Annotated in this window: 22 protein-coding genes; 14 read left to right on the forward strand and 8 right to left on the reverse strand. The window is 56.7% G+C overall.

From position 1 onward, the window contains the following. Nucleotides 1–6: 6 nt before the first annotated feature. Both scpA and RBB44_RS22465 read right to left on the reverse strand, forming a co-directional pair. Nucleotides 7–2172, reverse strand: a complete 2166-nt coding sequence (scpA, locus tag RBB44_RS22460; protein ID WP_306150059.1) for a methylmalonyl-CoA mutase — start codon at nt 2170–2172, stop codon at nt 7–9. After that, complete coding sequence (locus tag RBB44_RS22465) at nt 2169–4004, reverse strand: methylmalonyl-CoA mutase subunit beta (protein WP_306150060.1); 1836 nt, start codon at nt 4002–4004, stop codon at nt 2169–2171. The genes scpA and RBB44_RS22465 overlap by 4 nt, the downstream gene beginning before the upstream one ends. Before the next feature lie 536 nt (nt 4005–4540). On the opposite strand from RBB44_RS22465, the gene RBB44_RS22470 reads away from it, so the two are divergent. Beyond that, on the forward strand, nt 4541–5242 hold the full coding sequence (locus RBB44_RS22470) for a helix-turn-helix domain-containing protein (protein ID WP_133946698.1): 702 nt from the start codon (nt 4541–4543) through the stop codon (nt 5240–5242). A 130-nt stretch (nt 5243–5372) separates the two neighbouring features. Here RBB44_RS22470 and RBB44_RS22475 read toward each other — a convergent pair whose 3' ends face one another. Continuing rightward, nucleotides 5373–6347: an NAD(P)-dependent oxidoreductase gene (locus RBB44_RS22475; RefSeq protein WP_306150061.1), complete on the reverse strand. Its 975-nt coding sequence runs from the start codon at nt 6345–6347 to the stop codon at nt 5373–5375. Nucleotides 6348–6614: 267 nt separating this feature from the next. Here RBB44_RS22475 and RBB44_RS22480 point away from each other — a divergent pair, with 267 nt between their 5' ends. After that, nucleotides 6615–7169 (forward strand): alpha/beta hydrolase, encoded by a 555-nt coding sequence (locus tag RBB44_RS22480; RefSeq protein WP_306150062.1) that lies wholly within the window; start codon nt 6615–6617, stop codon nt 7167–7169. A 68-nt stretch (nt 7170–7237) separates the two neighbouring features. On the opposite strand, the gene RBB44_RS22485 is transcribed toward RBB44_RS22480, so the two are convergent. Together RBB44_RS22485 and RBB44_RS22490 are read right to left on the reverse strand one after the other, a co-directional pair. Continuing rightward, nucleotides 7238–8038 (reverse strand): HpcH/HpaI aldolase/citrate lyase family protein, encoded by an 801-nt coding sequence (locus RBB44_RS22485; RefSeq protein WP_306150063.1) that lies wholly within the window; start codon nt 8036–8038, stop codon nt 7238–7240. Nucleotides 8039–8195: 157 nt separating this feature from the next. Further along, nucleotides 8196–8519: a DUF1476 domain-containing protein gene (locus tag RBB44_RS22490; protein WP_133946694.1), complete on the reverse strand. Its 324-nt coding sequence runs from the start codon at nt 8517–8519 to the stop codon at nt 8196–8198. Nucleotides 8520–8827: 308 nt separating this feature from the next. Here RBB44_RS22490 and purC point away from each other — a divergent pair, with 308 nt between their 5' ends. The 5 genes from purC to RBB44_RS22515 all read left to right on the forward strand — a co-directional run bounded on the left by purC (nt 8828) and on the right by RBB44_RS22515 (nt 11071). After that, on the forward strand, nt 8828–9592 hold the full coding sequence (purC, locus tag RBB44_RS22495; protein ID WP_306150064.1) for a phosphoribosylaminoimidazolesuccinocarboxamide synthase: 765 nt from the start codon (nt 8828–8830) through the stop codon (nt 9590–9592). Between the two features lie 133 nt (nt 9593–9725). Then, nucleotides 9726–9968 (forward strand): phosphoribosylformylglycinamidine synthase subunit PurS, encoded by a 243-nt coding sequence (purS, locus tag RBB44_RS22500; RefSeq protein ID WP_306150149.1) that lies wholly within the window; start codon nt 9726–9728, stop codon nt 9966–9968. Nucleotides 9969–9981: 13 nt separating this feature from the next. After that, nucleotides 9982–10089 (forward strand): phosphoribosylformylglycinamidine synthase-associated small membrane protein, encoded by a 108-nt coding sequence (locus tag RBB44_RS22505; protein WP_306150065.1) that lies wholly within the window; start codon nt 9982–9984, stop codon nt 10087–10089. Between the two features lie 18 nt (nt 10090–10107). Then, nucleotides 10108–10776 (forward strand): phosphoribosylformylglycinamidine synthase subunit PurQ, encoded by a 669-nt coding sequence (purQ, locus tag RBB44_RS22510; RefSeq protein ID WP_306150066.1) that lies wholly within the window; start codon nt 10108–10110, stop codon nt 10774–10776. Nucleotides 10777–10816: 40 nt separating this feature from the next. Further along, entirely contained in the window at nt 10817–11071 is a 255-nt protein-coding gene (locus RBB44_RS22515) for a DUF2164 domain-containing protein (RefSeq protein ID WP_306150067.1), read from the forward strand. A gap of 7 nt (nt 11072–11078) precedes the next feature. Here RBB44_RS22515 and RBB44_RS22520 read toward each other — a convergent pair whose 3' ends face one another. Beyond that, nucleotides 11079–11885, reverse strand: a complete 807-nt coding sequence (locus RBB44_RS22520) for an AraC family transcriptional regulator (protein WP_133946690.1) — start codon at nt 11883–11885, stop codon at nt 11079–11081. A gap of 97 nt (nt 11886–11982) precedes the next feature. Here RBB44_RS22520 and RBB44_RS22525 point away from each other — a divergent pair, with 97 nt between their 5' ends. Then, nucleotides 11983–12519, forward strand: coding sequence for a peroxiredoxin-like family protein (locus tag RBB44_RS22525; protein WP_306150068.1), 537 nt, complete (start codon nt 11983–11985; stop codon nt 12517–12519). 171 nt (nt 12520–12690) lie between these two features. On the opposite strand, the gene RBB44_RS22530 is transcribed toward RBB44_RS22525, so the two are convergent. Then, a complete protein-coding gene (locus RBB44_RS22530; protein ID WP_306150069.1) occupies nt 12691–12918 on the reverse strand; it encodes a DUF1127 domain-containing protein in 228 nt (75 codons plus the stop codon). Nucleotides 12919–13021: 103 nt separating this feature from the next. On the opposite strand from RBB44_RS22530, the gene RBB44_RS22535 reads away from it, so the two are divergent. The 5 genes from RBB44_RS22535 to RBB44_RS22555 all read left to right on the forward strand — a co-directional run bounded on the left by RBB44_RS22535 (nt 13022) and on the right by RBB44_RS22555 (nt 19294). Then, complete coding sequence (locus RBB44_RS22535) at nt 13022–14542, forward strand: PLP-dependent aminotransferase family protein (protein WP_306150070.1); 1521 nt, start codon at nt 13022–13024, stop codon at nt 14540–14542. Between the two features lie 163 nt (nt 14543–14705). Beyond that, the gene (purL, locus tag RBB44_RS22540; protein ID WP_306150071.1) at nt 14706–16904 is read left to right on the forward strand and encodes a phosphoribosylformylglycinamidine synthase subunit PurL; all 2199 of its coding nucleotides are present in this window, start codon (nt 14706–14708) and stop codon (nt 16902–16904) included. Between the two features lie 44 nt (nt 16905–16948). Beyond that, nucleotides 16949–17182: a BolA family protein gene (locus RBB44_RS22545; protein ID WP_133946685.1), complete on the forward strand. Its 234-nt coding sequence runs from the start codon at nt 16949–16951 to the stop codon at nt 17180–17182. 115 nt (nt 17183–17297) lie between these two features. Then, complete coding sequence (gene grxD, locus RBB44_RS22550; protein WP_306150072.1) at nt 17298–17630, forward strand: Grx4 family monothiol glutaredoxin; 333 nt, start codon at nt 17298–17300, stop codon at nt 17628–17630. A gap of 230 nt (nt 17631–17860) precedes the next feature. Further along, on the forward strand, nt 17861–19294 hold the full coding sequence (locus tag RBB44_RS22555; protein WP_306150073.1) for a glyceraldehyde-3-phosphate dehydrogenase: 1434 nt from the start codon (nt 17861–17863) through the stop codon (nt 19292–19294). 814 nt (nt 19295–20108) lie between these two features. On the opposite strand, the gene RBB44_RS22560 is transcribed toward RBB44_RS22555, so the two are convergent. After that, nucleotides 20109–20984, reverse strand: coding sequence for a LysR family transcriptional regulator (locus RBB44_RS22560; protein WP_306150074.1), 876 nt, complete (start codon nt 20982–20984; stop codon nt 20109–20111). 93 nt (nt 20985–21077) lie between these two features. Here RBB44_RS22560 and RBB44_RS22565 point away from each other — a divergent pair, with 93 nt between their 5' ends. Continuing rightward, on the forward strand, nt 21078–21926 hold the full coding sequence (locus RBB44_RS22565) for an alpha/beta fold hydrolase (RefSeq protein ID WP_306150075.1): 849 nt from the start codon (nt 21078–21080) through the stop codon (nt 21924–21926). Nucleotides 21927–22131: the final 205 nt, after the last annotated feature.

Raw genomic sequence — 22131 nt, forward strand, 5'->3', positions numbered from 1 at the left:
TTACGTTTATTCGGCAGCCTGGGCCGGCGCGTAACCGAGCTGAACATTCAGCTTTTCAATCAAACCGACAGCTGCTTCCGCAATGACAGTCCCCGGCGGAAAGATGGCTGCGGCTCCGGATTTGTAGAGCTCATCGTAGTCTTGCGGCGGAACCACACCGCCCACGACGATCATGATGTCCTCCCGGCCCTCGTCGGCCAGCGCCTTTTTCAGTGCTGGGACCAGCGTCAAATGACCTGCGGCAAGGGACGACACGCCAACCACATGGACATCGTTCTCAACCGCCTGCCGGGCCGCCTCTTCCGGGGTTTGGAACAACGGGCCGATATCGACGTCAAAACCGAGATCGGCAAAGGCCGAGGCAATCACCTTCTGGCCGCGGTCGTGACCGTCTTGCCCCATCTTGGCAACGAGGATACGCGGACGCCGGCCATCGTTGTCCTCAAACGTTTCAACGAGGCTTTGTACTTTTTCCATGGTGCCGGACATTGCGCCAGCCTCCCGCTTGTACACTCCTGAGATCGATTTGATCTCCGCTTTATGCCGGTCGAAGACCTTCTCCATTGCAAACGAGATTTCTCCGACGGTCGCCATCGCCCGCGCAGCCTTGACGGACAGATCCAGAAGATTGCCCTCACCAGTCTTCGCGCATTCTGTCAGGGCATCGAGCGCAGCCTGCGTCTCCGCTTCGTTGCGCTCTGCTCGCAGCCGTTTAAGTTTGTCGATCTGAGCGGCCCGAACTGTCGCATTGTCGACTTTGAGAACGTCGATGGCCTGTTCACTCTCAGGCTTGAACTTGTTGACGCCAACAACCGTTTGCGCACCGCTGTCGATCCGCGCCTGGGTCTTGGCCGCCGCTTCTTCGATCCGAAGCTTGGGAATACCCTTTTCAATGGCTTTTGCCATGCCGCCCAGCTCTTCGACTTCGCGGATGTGCGCCATCGCCTTTTCGGCCAAATCGGCGGTCAGTTTCTCGACATAGTATGATCCGCCCCAGGGATCGATGACCTTGGTGGTGCCGCTCTCCTGCTGCAGGAAAAGCTGGGTGTTCCGGGCGATCCGCGCCGAAAAGTCCGTCGGTAGTGCCAGCGCCTCGTCCAGCGCATTGGTGTGCAGCGACTGGGTGTGCCCCTGTGTCGCTGCCATTGCTTCCACACACGTACGGATGACATTGTTGAAGACATCCTGCGCCGTAAGCGACCAGCCGGAAGTCTGAGAGTGGGTGCGCAGAGATAGGGATTTTGGGTTCTTCGGCTGGAAGTTTTCTTCCATCAAGGTCGCCCAGATCAGGCGCGCAGCGCGCAGCTTTGCAACTTCCATGAAGAAGTTCATGCCAATCGCCCAGAAGAACGACAGGCGCGGCGCAAACTGGTCAATGTCCATGCCAGCCGCGACACCGGCGCGGGCATATTCGATGCCGTCCGCAATCGTGTAGGCGAGCTCCAGATCCGCCGTCGCACCCGCTTCCTGCATGTGATAGCCGGAAATGGAAATCGAGTTGAACCGCGGCATGTTCTGTGAGGTGTAGGCGAAGATGTCGGAGATGATCTTCATCGACGACTTCGGCGGATAAATGTACGTATTGCGGACCATGAACTCCTTCAGAATGTCATTCTGAATGGTGCCCGAGAGATCCTTTTGATCAACGCCCTGCTCTTCCGCTGCAACGATGTAAAGTGCCAGCACCGGCAACACTGCGCCGTTCATGGTCATGGAGACGCTCATCTTGTCCAGCGGGATGCCGGAAAAGAGCGTGCGCATGTCATAGATCGAATCGATCGCGACACCGGCCATGCCAACATCACCCGAGACACGCGGATGATCGCTGTCATAGCCCCGGTGCGTGGCAAGATCGAAAGCAACCGAGAGACCCTTCTGACCAGCAGCAAGGTTCCGCCGGTAAAACGCATTTGAATCTTCGGCCGTCGAGAACCCAGCATATTGGCGCACAGTCCAAGGCTGCTGGACATACATCGTGGGATACGGCCCCCGCATGAACGGCGGAAGACCCGGCCAGGTGCCGATATGTTTCTGGTCGGCAATGTCACCGGCACTGTATGCAGCAGCAACATTGATGCCCTCAGGAGTGGTCCAAGCCGCCTCGTCCGCGACATTGGCCGCGCCAAGCGCGTCCTGAAACGGAACCTTGGAATAATCCGGAACCCGGCTCATGCTTGGCCCTCCAGTTCTTGTTCTGCTGAAGCGCTTGGGAGCCCCAAGAGGCTGTGCGCATCACGAAGCAGTTCCAATATATCACAACCGGCAAAAACGAAGGTTCCGACACCGGCAGAACGATAAGCGGCTTCCTTGTCGCCCGGCTTTCCTGCAAGGTAGATGTGTTTGGCCCCGCCATCGGAAAGGGCTTTCGCGGCAGCTTCGGCCTCATTTTCGTAAACAGCGTCTGACGACACGATGCACGCTAGCGCTGCGCCACTTTCCTTAAAAGCGGCCGCCATTTCCTCAACAGATCCATAGACAGCCGCTTCACTTGCCTTCAAACCGCCGGCTGCGAATGCGCTGGCCAGCCACGTGGCACGAGCCGTGAACTGCGCGAGCGGGCCAAGGGTCGCGAGGAAGATGCTTGGCGCCTGTCCCGCTGCCTGTTCATGTGCGTCCGCGGCAGCCCGGAGCACCTCAAAAGGTTCGGCATAGCGCCAACCGGCGCCTGAGTTTGTCTTAGCAAGCACTTCCACGGGTTTTTCGCCGAGATTTGGGAACTCACTGACGCCCGTGATCGGGCGTTTGCGCCGGGCGATATCCTTTTCGATTTTCGCTCTGGTTTCGGCGATATTCTTTTCTACCAATCCGCTTTTGCGCGCAGCAAGCAATCCACCCGCTGCCTCGATTTCCTGGAAGAATGCCCATGCAGCTGCACAGAGTTGATCAGTGCGCGCCTCAATCGCTCCAGAACCCGCAGACGGATCCATGACCTTCGCCAGGCTGCTTTCTTCCAAAAGCATCGACTGGGTGTTGCGCGCGAGCCGGCGGGCGAACGCATCCGGCAAACCGATTGCTTCTGTGTGCGGCAATACACAAACACTGTCAGCTCCACCGACACCGGCTGCAAAAGACGCCACCGTGTTGCGGAGGAGGTTCACCCAAGGATCGCGCTGGGTCAGCATTCGCCGGGAGGTGACCATATGTAGATCGGCAGGATCTTGCTTCACGCCGGCACCTGCCAAAACGGATGCCCAGAGTTTCCGGATGGCCCGGGCCTTGGAAATTGTGCCGAACTGATCAGCATCGGCAACCAGAGTGATCGAAATCCGCGTAGCCCATTCTTCAGGCTCAAGCCCCGCATTTTCCAGAGCGCGCATGTGCGCAACAGCAGAGGAAAGCACGAGCGCCAGCTCTTGCGCATCGCTCGCGCCGGCATTGTGCCAAGTTTGCCCGTCCGCGGTCAGCAGGCGCAGTGGACTACCACACGCTACACTTTCTTCTGCTGCGACCTTCAGCGCCGAGAGGTCGGCCCCATCAGTCTCTGCGGCCGAATTCGGATCATAGGAGGCGGTGAGACGCACGGTCGAAGGTTTAATACCGGCGGATTTCAGATAACCAAGGAACTCGCTAATGAGCCCTAAAGTCTTGTTTCCTGCGTCGATGCGGGTTTCGATCAGGTCTGGAAGCACGCCAGCATAAAGTCGGGCAAAGTCACGCGCGGTTTTTATTTGGATACCTCGACCGGTTCCCAATCCAATTGGATCCAAGACAAGATCCAAACCGCTAGCGCCACCTTCCAAGTCCTGCAGGATTTGCGCATTGGCAACCGAAACGTCGGGAAGGTCGATCCGCTGTGATATGGTCCAGGCACCCGGCTTAGCTCGCAAAGCCCGGGCTGGCTGGTCGGTGCGGTTGGCGTAAAGCGGCTGGACCGGCAGACCGTCATCGGTGAGAGATGTCAGTCTATCCCTCGGAGCTCCTTTCAGAGCCTTGTCGACCGCAGACCACCAGGCCTCTTCATCGGCAGTGTAGAAATGATCTGGCCCAGAAAAACTAAGTGGCATGGATACAGTCTCCCTTGCCGGCGTTTTTAGTCTGCAGGTTAAGCCTAAGCAACTCAGCATAAAGGGTAAGACTAATCAGAAGAAAGCCGCAAAGCACAAGTCTCCGCGATCCCACCAACCTCCAGAAGCATATTTGGAGCTGATTCCTTGACATAATTAATTAGGGGTTAAAAACAATTAATATTGTTATTTTTTACAATATATAGGAAGATGAAAAACAACTCCTGATAAACAATTCAGTAATTTATACACCCCTTCCCGCTGGGGAAATGCAAACAAAATGGCATATAAAGCCAACTTGCAGGTTTTTCCATATTGGTACGATCATCAATTGTATTGTAGCGTGAGTTTGTTGACGCATGGGAAGTTCTATCCACGGAAGAACAACAAATGTCCCACCAAAAAATGCGCGACGCTTCGAGTTTGGCTGGGGGCAGGTCACCTGTGCCATGCGCGAGTTAACCCATCAGGATCGCCAACAGCGTGTCTGTGGCGTGTCCAAAAAAGCGGCTTTCAAGCCGCAAAGGATGTGCACAATGCTTGATCAAACCGAATTGAAAAATAAACTGAGAGCGATCTCTGAGGCTAACGCAGCCCATCATGTTCTGGACATTTTGGAATCGAACCTACGGCGTATGGGGGCAACCCATATCCTGATAACCGGTCTGCCGATGCCCAACCGTCCGATCGACAACCTGGTGCAGCGCTTCCGCTGGCCGGATCAACGCAATGATGGCATCGAGAGCACGTCTCTGTCGGCAAATGACAGTGCCTTGATGCTGGGGCTGGGCTCGAACCGGGCCCGCATCTGGACGATCACTGCTGGTGACATGGAGCATTCCGATCTCATGGCCTCCGCTGGAGAGGGAAGCCAGATTGTCGTCGTGCCTGTTACCGAGCTTTACCCGTTCCAGGCATTTGTTTTTGCCAGTGGACCGGCCCTGCAAGTCAGCAAATACGATCTGTCCAATCTTGAGGCACTGTCGGCAGCAGCATTCTCACGCTTGCGTGAACTCGGTGTGGTCTCCGGCCAACGCCCGGGCGCCCTGTCGACCCGCGAGCGCAAGGTTCTCGAACTGACAGCCTACGGCAAAACCGCAGGTGAGATTGCAGATGTTCTGGATATCTCTCAGCGGACAGTCCATGCGCATTTGCAAAATGCCAGCGTAAAGCTGAATGCATCCAACAAGACCCACACAGTGGTTGAGGCTCTGCGTTACGGACAGATAAACGTCTAGCAAACTTACCAAGGTGCCTGACTTGGCACCTAGACCTGACTGCTTACAAATGCCCCGTGGAGTTACCGCGGGGCTTTTTTTGCCACGATTGCAGAGATCTCACGGATCGGGACCTACATATCGATCGAAGTCATGCGAAACCATCTTCAATCAGAGATGTCGCACGCCAGTTTTTCAAGGCACTGTCGAGATCAGTCTCGAAAACGTATCCCGATGACTTGAGCTTCGCCGGAACAATATTCGTTGATACGACCAATTTCTGAATACGCGCCCGGTTAATGCCGTTCCTGATGCCAAACGCATTCAGAATTTCAAACGGCATGCTCGCCAACTTCATCAAAGGCAAGGGAACAACGCCCCGGGGCTGAGACAGGCCACCAGCTCGCTCAAAACTCTGGCAGATTTCTTCAATTGTGTACGGGTGCGGATAGCAGAAGTTATAGAGCGACTGCCCTTCTTTCTGCCCCAGCATGAAATCGAAGGACCGGATCAATTCATCAACATAGCCACACGCTTTGATCGTGTCCTTGCGGCCCGGATAGAGGAAGAACCCCTTTTTTAGGGCACCAGCGAGCCGGGTGAAGTTGCCGTTTTCTCCAGCACCGAAGACGACTGCCGGCCTGGAAATCACCAGTTTACGGTCGGGTGCTTCTTGCTGCCAGCTTTGCTGGATCTGCTCGGCCAAAAGCTTGGACCATCCGTAGGCGGATTGCGGCGCGGTAGGAGTGGTTTCTTCTTTCGGTGCCTCATCGGGGCCATACACTGCGATCGAGCTGGTAAAAACGATCTTTTTGACACCTAATGCCCGTGCGAACTCGCAGATATGCGTCGCCCCGGCCACATTCGTTTCATAATACTCATGCGTTTCATGGCCAGGCGTCCGGTGGATGGCTGCAAGATTGTAGATAACATCAGGGGCCTGACACAGATCCACGGGCAGCGGCCGGCGAATATCTGCGATTTTGTAATCGACTGTCTCGACCGGTGCGCGCGGGGCGACCAGATCAACGCTCACCAGTTCCTTGAACTTGCCGCTTTCTTTCAAGGAACGAAGCAGGTGGGATCCGATAAATCCGGCGCCGCCAAAGACTACAGCCCGCGACATGCTTTTCCCTCATCCTGAATTCGACCTAGTCAGAAAGCCCTAAAGACCTGAATAAATTACTGACAAATACGAAACGTTATCGTCAAAACTGCTCCTGACAGAATTTTTACATGAGGCATTCTTGATCTTTACACGCAAGAGTTCAGATGAAATCGAGATGCACCACCTGACCTCCGCTCAACCGACAGGCTTTCGGCTGGACCTCAGGAAAAAAATATGGTTTCACGCAGCGCCTAGAGCTTTGCCCAACCCCAAAGGTGCCTTGTCTTGAAGATTTCCGAAACCGACATCCTGCTCATTCCCGGCTACGGCAAAACCTTGCCGGGCCATTGGCTGTTGCGCTGGCGGGACAAGATGCCAACCGCACGCGTTGTGGCTCAAAGAGAACTGCATCGGCCAAACAAAAAAGACTGGGTGGACACGCTGGTCAAAGAAGTCGAGGCCTGTCAGCGCCCGGTTGTCCTTGTTGCCCATTCGCTGGGCTGTATTCTTGTTGCGCATGCTGCGCATGCTTTAAGGGACAAGGTCCGCGGTGCCTATCTTGTTGCACCCTCCGATTGGGATCGCGACGGCCTCGTTCCGGAGTTTGACGGCGGTGACTTCAAACCGGTGCCAACTCATCCCCTCACCTTCCCGGGCCATCTTGTCGCGAGCCGGAACGATCCTTACTGCGATTATGAGCGGGCCCAGGATTTTGCGAACGCCTGGGGCACGACGTTCCAGGATGCCGGCGAGGCGGGCCATATCAATCTGGAAAGCGGGCACGGCCCGTGGCCGGAAGGCATGATGTCCTTTGCCCACTTTATGAAAAAGCTCGGCTAAACTGGCGGAGTTCTCTTAAGTTCACCTCGCCCGCAAGCCTGTTCATATTGCCTCGCCAATAGTCTACCTCAATAGCTGGCTGCGGGCCCTGATCCGGTTGCGGCATCGACCTCTTGAAGGTGAGCGCGCGCCGCCTCATCGAACATCATCATGTCTGTGCCGTGGGCCATAAGCCTGAATCCTTGGGCGATGGCCTCCTCAACTTTTGCCGCACCAATGCAAAAGATACCGGCGATCTTCCCCGCCGCTTTCGCTCGGGCTGCGATTTCGCCGCAAACCCGGGCCGTCTCTTCGCCGTTCGGATCAAGTTTTTCGCCATTTGACAGAGCCAGCGACAGATCGCTTGGTCCAACAAATACTCCGTCCAGACCCGGCACCGCCAAGATGTCATCCAGCGCGTCAACAGATGTACGCGTTTCCACCATGGCCAGAGCCAGCGTTTGTTCGTTCGCAGTTTCCAAGTAGGCATCCGGAGTTTGCTGGTTGAGCATAACCACTCGGGACGGTGCCCAGCTGCGCTCTCCAACTGGCGGGTACTTGACGGCCTTCACAAAGGCTTCGGCATCCGCACGGGAATTGATCATTGGAGCAATGAGACATTCTGCACCCATGTCCGCCAATCGGCTGGCAGTTGCATTGTCGTCAACGGGGATGCGCGCAATCCGATGAGCCCCACCGAGCACCAGGGCTGCAAAGCCTTCGCTGGCGGACTGGAAGTCATGCATCCCATGCTGAAGGTCCAGTGTAACCGCTTCATAGCCACTGCGAGCAAAAAGCTCAGACACAATTGGTGCCGCCAACATGGACCAGCCTGTGATCACCGGCTGTCCGGAGCGCAATTTGTCGGCAAGGGTTTTCGGGTCGGTCACGGTCGTCTCCTCCTGATTGGCCACCATCAGACAAGGATCTCAAGCTGCCCGCAAGCCGGATATGTGCCTCATCCGTACGGGTCCAGCCAACAAACAAAAACGCCCGCCGGTTTCGGCGGGCATTTCAAATTCGACAAAGACCAGTCCGATCCCCTGATCAGCCTTCGTTTTGCAGCTGATCCACGGCGGTTGCCATCAGTTCGTCCATGGTGCGCCGAATCTGGTGATCCGACTGATCGACATTGTTGGCATCAAAGTCTGCGCGGATTTTGCGGAAAACGTCTTCGTCACCCGGCTCTTCGAAGTCAGCCCGGACAACTTCCTTGGCATATTCTTCGACCTTCTCGCCTTCGTATCCGAGAAGCCCTGCAGCCCAGAGGCCCAGCAGCTTGTTGCGGCGGGCGGTTGCCTTGAACCGCAGCTCCTCGTCATGCGCGAATTTGTTTTCAAATCCCTGCTCGCGCTTGTCGAATGTGCTCATGCTTCTACGTCTCCTGAACTGCGGTGCACATCCCCAATATGGGGATCATTTGGCTCTTTCAATATCCCCCACCGCTTCGCAAATCAACGTAGTAGCGACACGGATTGGCCAAAAGCATGACATTCCCCGGAAATTCGCACAAAACATAAGATTGTGCTTTCGCCTCGCTTCGGGTAAGTTCCGCGCCGCAATCGAGGATTTGCGGCCATACGGTCCCCACCTGGTCGAAGCCAAATTCCCAGTGAACGAGACGTATAGGCGCAGATATCCCTCGCAAGGTTTCTCTCAATAACGAGACGGATAAGCCCATGAACCGCCGCCGGCGCATTTATGAAGGTAAAGCGAAGATTCTCTATGAAGGTCCGGAGCCAGGAACCCTGGTTCAGCACTTCAAGGATGACGCGACTGCTTTCAACAACAAGAAACACGAGATCGTTGACGGCAAGGGCGTGCTCAACAACCGCATCTCCGAGTACATCTTCAACAACCTGAATGCCATCGGCATTCCGACGCACTTCATCCGCCGCATGAACATGCGCGAGCAGCTGATCCGCGAAGTCGAGATCATCCCGCTTGAAGTGGTTGTGCGCAATGTTGCTGCCGGATCAATCGCAAAGCGCCTGGGTCTTGAAGAGGGCACACAGCTGCCGCGCTCCATCATCGAGTTCTACTACAAGAATGATGAACTCGATGATCCGATGGTGTCTGAAGAACACATCACGGCCTTTGGCTGGGCAACTCCGCAGGAACTCGACGACATGATGGCCCTGGCCATCCGGGTCAACGACTTCCTGTCCGGCCTGTTCCTGGGTGTCGGCATCCGCCTCGTTGATTTCAAGATCGAGTGTGGCCGCCTGTTTGAGGGCGATCTGATGCGCATCGTGGTCGCGGACGAGATTTCTCCGGACAGCTGCCGTCTTTGGGACATTGAGACCAACGAAAAGATGGACAAGGACCGCTTCCGCCGCGAAATGGGCGGCATGCTGGAAGCTTACCAGGAAGTCGCCAAACGTCTGGGTCTCGTGACACAGAACGAGCGCCCGGTCGGATCAGGCCCAACGCTGGTCAAATAAATCTTCAAAGACCCCTGCCCTGATCTCACTTGGCAGGGGTTTTTCTTTTGAATAGCCGTCTTTGACTTTGCGAAGCGGTTCAGCTGGTGTATGGAGCGCGCAACACGCCCACCAGATGCTGATGGAGACAACAATCATGAAAGCTCGCGTGATCGTCACCTTGAAAAACGGTGTTCTCGATCCTCAGGGAAAAGCCATTGAAGGCGCGCTCGGCGGTCTTGGCTTCGGCGATGTCGGCTCTGTCCGCCAGGGCAAGGTGTTCGACTTGGAATTGATCGGGTCCGACAAAGATGCCGCCAAGGCCGAACTGGAGCAGATGTGCGAAAAGCTGCTCGCCAACACCGTGATTGAAAACTACGCGATCGAGATCGCATAAGCAGGGGAGCGAAATGGATAAGGATGCAAAGAGAGCTGTTCTCTTTCTGGCCATAAAAGCTGCAATCTTCATCCTGCTGCCCGCATTTGTTGCCCTCGTTGCTGTGTTTTACCTGCTCTGAACTTCCGGAACTTGCTCCATGAAAACCGCCGTCATCGTTTTCCCAGGCTCCAACCGCGATCGTGACATGTTTCATGCGCTGGAACTGATCACCGGCACGCGCCCTGTCGGCGTCTGGCATACGGAAAGCTCCCTGCCCGACGCCGATTTGGTCATCGTCCCGGGCGGTTTCTCCTACGGCGATTACTTGCGCTCCGGCGCGATTGCAGCGCGGTCCCCGATCCTGAAGGATCTGGTCGCCAAGGCCGAGAGCGGCGTTTCAGTTCTTGGTGTGTGCAACGGCTTTCAGATCCTGACAGAAGCGGGCCTGCTGCCGGGTGCCCTCATGCGCAATGCCGGACTGACTTTTGTCTGCAAAGAAGTGATGCTGGAAACGGTGAACAGCGTAACACAGTTTTCTTCCAAGTTCGAAAAAGGCCAGGTGTGGCGGTGCCCGGTTGCCCATCACGACGGTAATTACTTCGCCGACGCTGAAACCCTCAAATCCGTCGAAGACAACGGGCAAGTGGTGTTCCGCTATGCCAACGGCACAAATCCGAACGGCTCGATCAACGACATTGCCGGCGTCACAAACGCGAAAGGCAACGTGCTCGGCATGATGCCCCACCCGGAAAACCTGGTTGAGCAGCTTCACGGCGGCCTCGATGGCCGCCTGCTGTTCGAAAGCCTTTTGGAGCAGGCTGCCTGACCGGCCAATCTCTTCACCTGATTGCTGGGGGCAACCAGACATGCCGGACCTGAAACTGGACAAGGATACTCGCGCCCGCCTCAACCAGCAGATCCGGCAGTATCTGAGCGACGAACTGGATACCGATATCGGCAACATGGAAGCCGATATCCTGATCGACTTCCTGACCAAATCACTTGGCGCGAACTTCTACAATCTCGGTCTGAAGGATGCTCAGGCGCTCCTCGCCCGGAAGATGGACGACATCAACGACGAGCTTTACGGCATGGAGCAACCGGACGATCCTGTTCGCTGACCTGCGTTCAGTTGTGCTCCAGTTGCCGCGCGCGGCGTGGCGGAGCGCCATATCTCTTGGCGAAAGCCCGGGAAAAGGATGCCGGGCTGGAAAAGCCGCACATATTGGCGACAGCCTTGACCTGACGCCCAGCGGCGAGTTCATCCCGTGCAATGTCGAGCCGCCAATTCGACAAATACGTCATCGGCGTTATCCCGATCAGGCTCTTGAAGGTCACCGCAAATTGGGTCCGCGACATGCCGGCGATTTCCGCGAGCCGTTCTAGTGTCCAGTTTTCGCCCGGTGCCTCGTGAATGGCGACAAGCGCCTGCGCGACTCTTGGATCAGAAAGCCCGTTCAAAAGCCCTGAATCGATCTCATTGCCTTCCATCGCATGGCGCAGCAACCGAATCACCACCACCTCGCACAAGCGCTGAAAGACAGCCTGGCCGCCACAGCGGGGCCGCATCACCTCTTCCACCAGCGGCATCACCACTGACGACAAACTTGGATCGTCCGAAAGGTCAACGGACAAACAAATGGGAAGCGCGGCAAAGAGCCGTTTTCCAACTCCGGATATCTCGATGTTTGTCGATACGATGATGCTTTCATCAGCCCTCGGGCGAACGAGATCAAGAGCACCTGAAGCACTGTCTTCTGGCGGGCGCAACACAAGACGAAGGTCCTGGCGCGGATCTTTGCAGATCATCAGCATGGCATGCTGTACATCCGGGCCGCCTGCTCCGCCGTCGCTCACATGAACCCGCAACCTGTCGATCAGAGACGACAACCGGTCCAGCCGGCCATTGAAGTTTGTGCGATAAGGCGCCTGCATATCCGTACTCTCGGCTTCTTTATTTGTACTTTTATATCGAGATCGTTCGATATTCTAGCCCAAGTCGATCCGATTTATCCAAGACAAAGGAAGCATCATGCTCATCCCCAGACAGACCGTTCCAGCACTGACCGTTGAGACACTCGGCGGCGGGTCGTTTGATCTTTCATCGGAATCCGCTGACTTTGCAACATTGGTCGTCTTTTACCGCGGGCTGCATTGTCCGATTTGCGCCACCTATTTGAAGGAACTTGGCCGTCTTTTGCCCGATCTGAAGGAACGCGGCGTTGAGGTCATTGCCCTGTCATCCGATGATCAAGAGCGGACACAACAAATGGCTGACAAGGTCGGATTCGATGACCTAACGTTCGGTTACGGATTGCCGCTCACAATGGCAAAGGATTGGGGGCTCTACATCTCCACGGGCCGTGGCAAGACGTCTATCGGAATTGAAGAGCCGGACCTGTTCTCAGAGCCAGGTGTCTTCTTGGTCAAGCCCGACGGCACACTCTACTTTGCATCCGTCCAAACCATGCCGTTTGTGCGGCCGCATTTTCAGGAGATGCTCGGCGCGCTGGATTTCGTCAAGAAAAACGACTACCCGGCACGTGGCGAGTACACCGGCGAAGTCTAACCCAGGACACCATATGAATTGCAGGCGCCCGCGGAGGTCGGGCGCCTGCGAAATCCGGGGCCTATCGCTTCAGAAGCTGAAGGCTGCTGCTTAAGAAGGCCGGACATCGGGCCCCGGACATTTGATGACCAAGCACGGTGTTTCAAAAGATGCGCAAGGCGCATTAACAGGTCACCGGAAGTCCGGGCCCTGCCAAAACGGCTTTTCAATCTCAACCAGCACATCGGATCTCTTCAAACCGATATCCTTCAATTGATCATCCGTCAGGCTGGCCAATTCGCGCCGGCTTCTGGCGACGGCCATCCATTGCAAAACCAACCTCACCAGGTTCCAGCGCGGGAACGAGACTCTTGGCTGGTCTGTGCAGCTGGGTGCGAAGATTGATTCCAATGCACTCATTTTAGATACTCCAAGAGATACAATCGACACAATAACTGTGTCCTTTACGGTGACAATCTTATGAATTGACTCCTTGACGGCGGCAATATACTAAATTGTCACCATGACAAATTGGCTTCCTCAGATCCCGGACGGGCAAGGCCCGATCTATCTGCGGCTCGCAGATCAGATTTCCGCAGACATCGCCTCCGGCGCACTCGCAGCCGGAACCAAACTGCCGCCACAGCGTGATCTCGCCTATGATCTTGGCGTAACGGTCGGCACCATCGGCCGGGCCTATGCCACTATCCGTCAACGTGGTCTGGTGAATGGCGAAGTGGGGCGTGGAACATACGTTCTTGGCAGTGCAGAGCCGATCCAGCTTCAAGAATCTACAAAACCGAACCTTGACGCCCCCGCAGGCAATCCTGCACCGTCCGCCCCAACCCTCAGACAACGCACCGAGGGGACTTCATGGGTTCAAGGCGCGATGCAACCGCCAAAAGACCGAGCGTTCGCTGGCACACGCATCGCGGTTCCCCACGAATCTTCCATCCGGTTCGACAGCACATCAGCACCGGAAATCGGACAGGCAAAGCTGATCGCGCAAATCACCTTGGACATCACACGCGACCATCCGCACGAGATCGCCAGTTACACCCGCGCTGTCCCGCCGGACTGGCGCGCCGCCGGTAAGATCTGGTTGTCACGCGGCGGCTGGGAACCTGATGAAGGCAGCATTGTTCCGACTACCGGTGCTCAAGCGGCAATCATGTCGATCATTGCAGCGACCACAGCTCCTGGAGACAGAATTGCCTTTGAAGATCTGACCTACAGCTCTATCGCGCGGGGGGCGGCCCTGTCTGGTCGACGGCCGGTGTTGGTCGAGCGGGATGAAGAAGGGCCCTTGCCAGAGGATCTGGCTCGCGTCTGTGCCCAAACACACCCACGCATCCTGTTTTTGATGCCGACCATGCACAATCCGACAACGGGGTTCATGAGCGAAACGCGCCGGCACGAGCTTATCGAGGTTGCCCGGCAGCACAATCTCTGGATCATCGAGGACGAGGTCTACGGCTCGCTGCGGGACACATCGGTTCCGCCGATTGTCTCGTTGGCTCCGGAGCGGACCTTTCACGTTGGATCCCTGTCAAAATCCGTGACGGCTGGCGTGCGCGGCGGCTGGCTCTCCAGCCCTCAGTCCTACGCCCAGCGCATTTACACCGCCCACAAGATGCTGACAGGCGGCATTTCATTTCTTCTCTCAGAGCTGTCCTCCAGGCTGATCTTGTCTGGTGCAGCTTCTGACTTTCGAGAGAAAGTCGGTGAAGAGATCGCGGCCCGCCACGCTCTTGTGCGGCAACATCTCAGCCCGTTCGAATATCGCTCCGCCGCCGACTGTCCCTTCCTTTGGCTAAAGGTGCCCGAACCCTGGAACCCCGGGACTTTCAAAGCGGCAGCGGCTGCAGAAAATGTTCTGGTGGATGATGAAGACGAGTTCAAACCAGGTCGCACCGGCAAGGTCTATCACTGCATCCGCATCGGCTTCAGCAATCCGCTAACCCGGGATCAGACCGTTGAGGGCCTTGTGGCTGTGCGCGACCTTTTGAACGACAACTGCGCCTGCTACGACAGCTTCGAGTAACGTTGCCGGTCGCGCAGCCGAAAGCCTTACGGACAACATGCAAATGAATCGTCTGAGACCTCTCCCATTTTGAGGTTTTGTCTGCTAAACCGGCGCGAAACTGGCCCAGGCGCACAAAAGCATTTTGTAAAACGCTCTAAACGCCGCAGATTTCCGGACCGACATGATCCCGAACGACATCAAGATCACGCCCGAGCTCATCGCTTCCCACGGCCTCAAACCTGACGAATATGACCGCATTCTGGAACTGATTGGCCGCGAGCCGTCGTTCACGGAACTTGGCATCTTCTCGGCGATGTGGAACGAGCATTGCTCCTACAAGTCTTCCAAAAAATGGCTGAAAACCTTGCCGACGGAAGGCCCGCGTGTGCTTCAGGGTCCAGGTGAAAACGCCGGGGTTGTCGATATCGGCGACGGTCAGGCCGTTGTCTTCAAAATGGAAAGCCACAATCACCCGTCCTACATCGAGCCCTACCAGGGTGCGGCAACAGGTGTTGGCGGCATCCTGCGCGATGTCTTTACAATGGGGGCCCGTCCGGTCGCAGCCATGAATGCCCTGCGATTCGGTGAACCCGATCATCCGCGGACCCGCCACCTCGTCTCAGGTGTTGTCTCCGGTGTGGGCGGTTATGGCAACTCCTTCGGCGTTCCGACCGTCGGCGGTGAAGTCGAGTTCCATGCCCGCTACAACGGAAACTGTCTTGTGAATGCCTTTGCCGCAGGCCTTGCCGACAGCGACAAGATCTTCCTGTCCGAAGCCAAGGGCGTCGGCCTGCCGGTTGTCTATCTCGGCGCCAAAACCGGCCGGGATGGTGTTGGCGGTGCGACCATGGCGTCAGCCGAATTTGACGACACGATCGAGGAGAAGCGTCCGACCGTTCAGGTGGGCGATCCGTTCACGGAAAAATGCCTGCTCGAAGCCTGCCTTGAGCTGATGGAGACCGGCGCGGTCATCGCGATCCAGGACATGGGCGCAGCCGGCCTCACCTGCTCCGCCGTTGAAATGGGCGCCAAGGGCGACCTCGGCATCGAACTGAACCTCGACCAGGTGCCCGTGCGCGAAGAGCGCATGAGCGCTTACGAGATGATGCTGTCGGAAAGCCAGGAGCGCATGCTCATGGTTCTCAGCCCGGAAAAGGAAGCTGAAGCAGAAGCGATCTTCAAGAAATGGGGCCTCGACTTTGCCATCGTCGGCGTCACGACCGACACGCTGCGCTTTGTGGTCAAGCACCAGGGCGAGACCGTTGCGGATCTGCCGATCAAGGAACTCGGCGACGAAGCTCCGGAATACGACCGTCCGTGGATCGAACCCCAAAAGCGTCCTGTTATAGCAGCCAGCGACATCGCAGAACCGGACGACTATGCCGAGGCGCTTACGACACTGGTCGGCAATGCCAATGGCTCGTCGCGCCGCTGGGTCTATGAGCAGTATGACACGCTGATCCAGGGCAACACCGCGGCAACCCCCGGTGGCGATGCCGGTGTCATCCGCGTGGACGGCACCCGCAAGGGTCTCGCCTTCTCCGTCGATGTGACCCCGCGCTACTGCGAGGCGGACGCCTTTGAAGGCGGCAAACAGGCGGTGGCCGAAGTCTGGCGCAACCTGACGGCGGTCGGTTCAGAGCCGCTTGCGGCCACCGATAACCTCAATTTCGGCAATCCGGAACGCCCGGAAATCATGGGGCAATTCGTTGGCTGTATCAAAGGCATCGGCGAAGCCTGCCGGGAACTCGACTTCCCGATCGTCTCGGGCAACGTCTCGCTCTACAACGAGACCCACGGCGAAGCAATCCTGCCGACCCCGGCGATTGGCGGTGTTGGCCTGTTGCCGGATGTGACCGTGCGCGCGGGTGCGGCGTTTGCGAACGAAGGCGACGTTATCCTCGTCATCGGCGGCCGCGGCACCCATCTTGGCGCTTCGCAGTATCTCAGCGACATCCTTGGCCGCGAGGAAGGCGCACCGCCTCCGGTCGATCTCGCGGCAGAAAAGCGGCGCGGCACGCTTGTCCGCCAGCTGATCGGCGCTGCGCGCCTCACCGGTGTCCATGACATTTCCTCCGGCGGCCTCGGCGTCGCTCTTGCCGAAATGGCGATGGCCAGTGGAATGGGTGCAAGCGTCGAGATCGACGGACCTGCACACGCGGCGCTCTTCGGCGAAGACCAGGGCCGCTATGTCGTCACTGTCAGCCCGGACCGGCTTGATGCGGTTCTGGAAGACATTGTCGACGCCGGCATTGAAGTCGAGCGGATCGGAACAACCGGCGGAACGGATTTGACAGTTCAAGGTGTTCTCACCATATCCGTTGCAAAGCTGAAAAAAGCACATGAAAATTGGTTTCCTGATTACATGACAGCCGTGTGAGTCGGCCATGAGGGGGAAACAGGCAATGAAGGGGCGCGCATAACATGCCAATGAACGCAAATGAGATTGAAACCCTGATCAAGGAGGCATTGCCCGACGCTCAGGTGGAGATCCGGGATTTGGCTGGCGATGGCGACCATTACGCGGCGAATGTTGTCTCCGAAGCATTCCGGGGCAAGAGCCGCGTCCAGCAGCACCAGATGGTCTATGAGGCGCTCAAGGGCAACATGGGCGGCGCGCTGCATGCCCTCGCCTTGCAAACCAAGGCGCCGGATTAAACCGAATTTGCCCCGTGCATTTGACGGCGTGATTGCCCATATACGTATTATCACGCATTATCAGGCATCATAAGGTTAGCCGCCCGCTGCAGGCAGACAGACAAGGACAAGTGAAATGAGCATCCAAGACTGGATCAAGAACGAAGTCGACACCAACGACGTTGTGCTGTTCATGAAGGGCACACCGAACTTCCCGCAGTGCGGGTTCTCCGGTCAGGTCGTTCAGATCCTCGACTATGTCGGCGCGCCGTACAAAGGCATCAACGTTCTGGAAGATGACGAGCTGCGCAACGGCATCAAGGAATTCACCAACTGGCCGACCATCCCGCAGCTTTATGTAAAGGGTGAGTTCGTCGGCGGCTGTGACATCATCCGCGAGATGTTCCAGAACCAGGAACTCCAGGGCCTGATGAGCGACAAGGGCATCCAGACAGCCCAAAGCGCCTGATCGGCAGCTTCAATCAGACGGGTTTCGAAGGGGCGGTTTTCCGTCCCTTTTTCTTTGTGACATGCCTTTTTCCGAGCGCTGGCACCCAGGCAGCATCGGCACCTATGCATCTAATCGATTAAACAAAAAGTGGGTCTGGACATTGCGTTTGGTCTAGCGATAAACCGCACGCGCAGGCGGGAAAACCCGCCAATCATTGTGCGTTAATCACCCAAAGGGAGTTGGTCGGCATGGCGGCTATGGATAATCACTTCGATAACTGGAAGGAACAACAATCCGCCGCTGAGCAGATGATCCCGCTGGTTGGCCACCTTTACCGCGACTACGGCATCAACATCCGGATTTTCGGCCGCCGGCTCCTCAACAACTCTGCCATCGAGATCATCAAGGCGCACCGCTACGCCCTGCAGATCACCGGCCAGGAGCTGGACGTTGCCAAGAGCCTTGAGATCGTCAAGGCGATGCTGGAAATGGATCTCGCTGCCTCCCGCGTCGACCTCGGCAAGCTGTGCCACCGCTACATGACGGAAGGCGGCGATGCCAAGACCCTGGTTGAAGAGCAGCTCGCCAGCATCAACACCGGCAAGACCTCAATCCTGCAGGAGCCGCAGGACGTTGTCCTTTACGGTTTCGGCCGCATTGGACGCTTGCTCGCCCGCATGATGATCGAACGCGTTGGGGCCGGCAACAAGATGCGCCTGCGCGCCATTGTCGTGCGCGGCGGCAAGGAAGGCGATCTCAAGAAACGCTCCAGCCTGCTGCGCCGCGATTCTGTTCATGGCGCCTTCAGCGGCTCGATCACCGTCGATGAAGACAAGAACGCCATCATCGCCAACGGCAACTACATTCAGGTGATCTACGCCAATTCTCCGGCGGAGGTCGACTACACCAAATACGGCATCAAGAATGCGCTGGTCGTCGACAACACCGGCATGTGGCGTGACGAGGAAGGCCTCGGCCAGCACCTGAAGTGCCCAGGCGCCGCAAAAGTCATCCTGACCGCACCGGGCAAGGGCAACATCAAGAACGTTGTTTACGGCGTCAACCAGGGCGACATCACCCCGGACGACGACATCTTGAGCGCCGCATCCTGCACCACCAACGCGATCACGCCGGTCCTGAAGGTAATCAACGACGAGTTCGGCATCGAGAACGGCCACGTGGAAACCATCCACGCCTTCACCAACGATCAGAACCTGATCGACAACTACCACAAGGGCGACCGCCGCGGCCGTGCCGCCCCGCTCAACATGGTTCTGACCAGCACGGGCGCTGCCAGCGCGGTGGCTAAGTGTCTGCCGGAGATGAAGGGCAAACTGACCGGCAACGCGGTCCGTGTGCCGATCCCGAACGTCTCCATGGCGATCCTCAACCTCAATCTCAAGCGCGAGACATCAGCTGAGGAAATGAACGACTACCTGCGCCAGGTCTCGATCCAGTCGCCGCTGCAGGACCAGATCGACTACACGGCCTCCACCGAACTGGTCTCGTCCGATCTCGTCGGCTCCATCCACGCCGGCGTCGTCGACAGCCAGGCCACCATCGTCGATGGCGATCGTCTGGTGCTTTACGTCTGGTACGACAACGAGGCCGGCTATAGCACCCAGGTCATCCGCCTGATGCAGGAAGTCGCCGGCATGAAATACCCCTCCGTCCCGGTGTGATTTTTCTGGGACTTGGGCTGAGACTTAATTGAGATGAGTGAGAAAGGGGCGGTTTTCTGCCCCTCAGACTGCTGACAAAGTCCGTTAATTCCTCCGGCGTCATGTTCGGACTAGTTCCAAACATCCATAACATATTGAAAAATATGGACCCTCGGCACAAGGCCGAGGGTGACTATTGAGAGGTATGAGGTTTGTCGTCACGCTCAGAGGCGGTTTTCCGCCTCTTTTTTGTTTTTCGGCTCGTGATCCTGCAACAGTCCCATTCACGTCCCCAACGTCATCCCGGCCAAGCGCAGCGCAGAGCCGGGACCCACTCGTTCCCAGAGCGCCAGCTATCCGAAGACCGGAGCCGCCGGAACAGTCAAAACCAACCGTATCAGCAAGCAGCCCCGCGAGTGGGTCCCGGGTCTCGCAATGCTCGCCCGGGATGACGGCGGAGGGGCGGTCGGCAACGCGCTTCTCCCTTCGCTCCGTTATCCTCGGCCTTGACCCGAGGATCCAATCCGTTTCCTCGCCCCACGCAGGGCTGATCGAATGGACCGCTCACGGCATGGATCCCGCATCAAGTGCGGGATGACAGCAGAGGGTGTGGTGGGCAGTCGGAGAGTTGTTTGCGCCTTCTTTTTTGATCGCGTGGCGGAAGGCAAACTCGGCGCAACGCCGTTTCGTTTCAGATCGACCTGTGCCGCGGAAGGTCCGGGAGGGGAACTACAGGTTTCGGCCCATAGCGAACGAAATGACCGCGTGCGGCGCGTGACCAGCTGGAACCCAATTTCAAAAAATTTGGGTCTTGCGAGTAGTCCTGCTTTTGCAATCAAGCAACCCGAATCGCAGAAGGACGGCCAACTTCAATTGCGATTTCGTTCAGCAATGCACGGGCGGCGTCGTTGCGGCTTTTGGGAGTAGAGCGCGCGACATAGGCGATTGCCGGAGGCTCCGGGAGCACACGTTCGATGACCTCCAAGTCCAAAGGCACGTGCAAGCCGTTCATGAGGGCTACGCCCAGCCCCGCGCGCGTTGCCGAAAGAATGCCGGATACGCTGGGACATTCGAGCACAACCTCGAACTGATACTCCGTTCCCGAACTGTGAAATTGCGCCCATTGTTTGTAGAAACAGTTCTCATCGAAGGCCAGGAACGGCAAAGGTGCATTTGGTTTCAAAGGCAAGTCTTGTGACTTTATCCAATGCAGCCGATCCTCGAAGAGTACGACATCGTCGCGCCGGATTTCGTCCCTCCAAACTTGAATGACTGCTACATCAATCTCCCCCGTTGCCAGCCATTCGGACAGAGTCAGGCTTTGGCCGATCCTTGTGCTTACCTTGGTCTCGGGATGTAAACGCGAGAATCGCCCGAGAATGCGCGCTACGTCACCACCCGTTGTATCTTCTGTCATGCCTAATCGTATGGTGCCTACCAACGATTTTTTTCCAAGTGCGGCCAGTGCTTCGTCATGCAGATCCATCATTCGCCGCGCATACTCCAATAGGCGCGTCCCGGCTTCTGTAAACAACGGTCCACCTGCGCGGCGAGCTAACAATTCACAATCCAAGACGTTCTCAAGCCTTTTGATTTTGTGGCTCACTGCGGGTTGAGATAGCGCCAAATGTTCGGCAGCGCGCGTAACGCCTCCATGGGTCGCAATCGCGACTAGGGCTCGCAGGCCTTCAATGTCCAAGCGCTCTGGCATTCAGATTATCTATCACTCTATGACAATCATTCATTTGATGCATTGAATATACAAACACTAGTGTTTGGGGAAGAAGAAATTGGAGATCCCCACATGGCACACCTTGTTGACCAACATGCACTCATAAACGAAACACGCATTGCGCATGGTGTGCATGGAGAAGGGACACCCGTGGTGCTTCTTCATGGCACACCATCCTCTTCCTATATCTGGCGGAACATTCTGCCGACCCTGGTTGAGACAGGATACAAGGTTCATGTCTACGATCTACTTGGCTACGGCTTGTCAGAGCGTCCACATGACCCGGGCATCGATACGTCCGTGACGGGCCAAGTCCCGGTCTTTGAGGGGCTTCTGGATGTATGGGGGCTTGAGGACTTCCACCTCATCGCACATGACATCGGCGGAGGCGTCGCTCAGAGGTTTGGCATTCATTCCCCAGAACGTATGCGCAGCCTAACCATGATTGATGTGGTCAGCTTTGACAGCTGGCCTTCCAAGCGCACGCGGGAACAGATGGCGGCCGGTTTGGAAAAACTGATCAAGGCGACCGACACAGACCACCGCGAGCATTTCCGCGATTGGCTTTATTCAACGGCTCAGAACAAGAAACGCTTGGCTGAAACGTCGATGGAGACCTACCTTGATTTCATCAGCGGACCAGTCGGACAAGCAAGCTTCTTTCAACATCAAGTCATGCATTATGACCCCAAACACACGGATGAGGTTGCCCCGCGCTATGGCGAGCTTGGCCAAAAGCCGGTGCAACTAATATGGGGGGCAGATGATCAGTGGCAGGTCGTTGAATGGGCCCACAAACTACATGAAGCAATTCCAGGATCAGAGCTGCATGTGCTTGAGGATTGTGGTCACTTCGCAATGGAAGATCAGCCGGAAAAAATCGCAACACTGTTGACAGACTTCCTCGGCAGGAATTCGTGATGCAAAAAAGAAGATGCTGTCAAGAATGATGACTTGGAACTCAGATTCACTCGCGAAGTAAACCGTCGTTTCTTCTACAGCGAATGTCGACGTTCGCACTTATATATCTTTTGTGTTGCTTCAAAAACTGACGGCTTCGAGCAATTGGATCCGAAGCTTCGTACCTTCGATTAAGAGTCGCGAATCCGTCCCTCCCCTCCTCCCC

Source organism: Roseibium sp. MMSF_3247 (genome assembly GCF_030733765.1).
Classification (GTDB): Bacteria; Pseudomonadota; Alphaproteobacteria; order Rhizobiales; family Stappiaceae; genus Roseibium.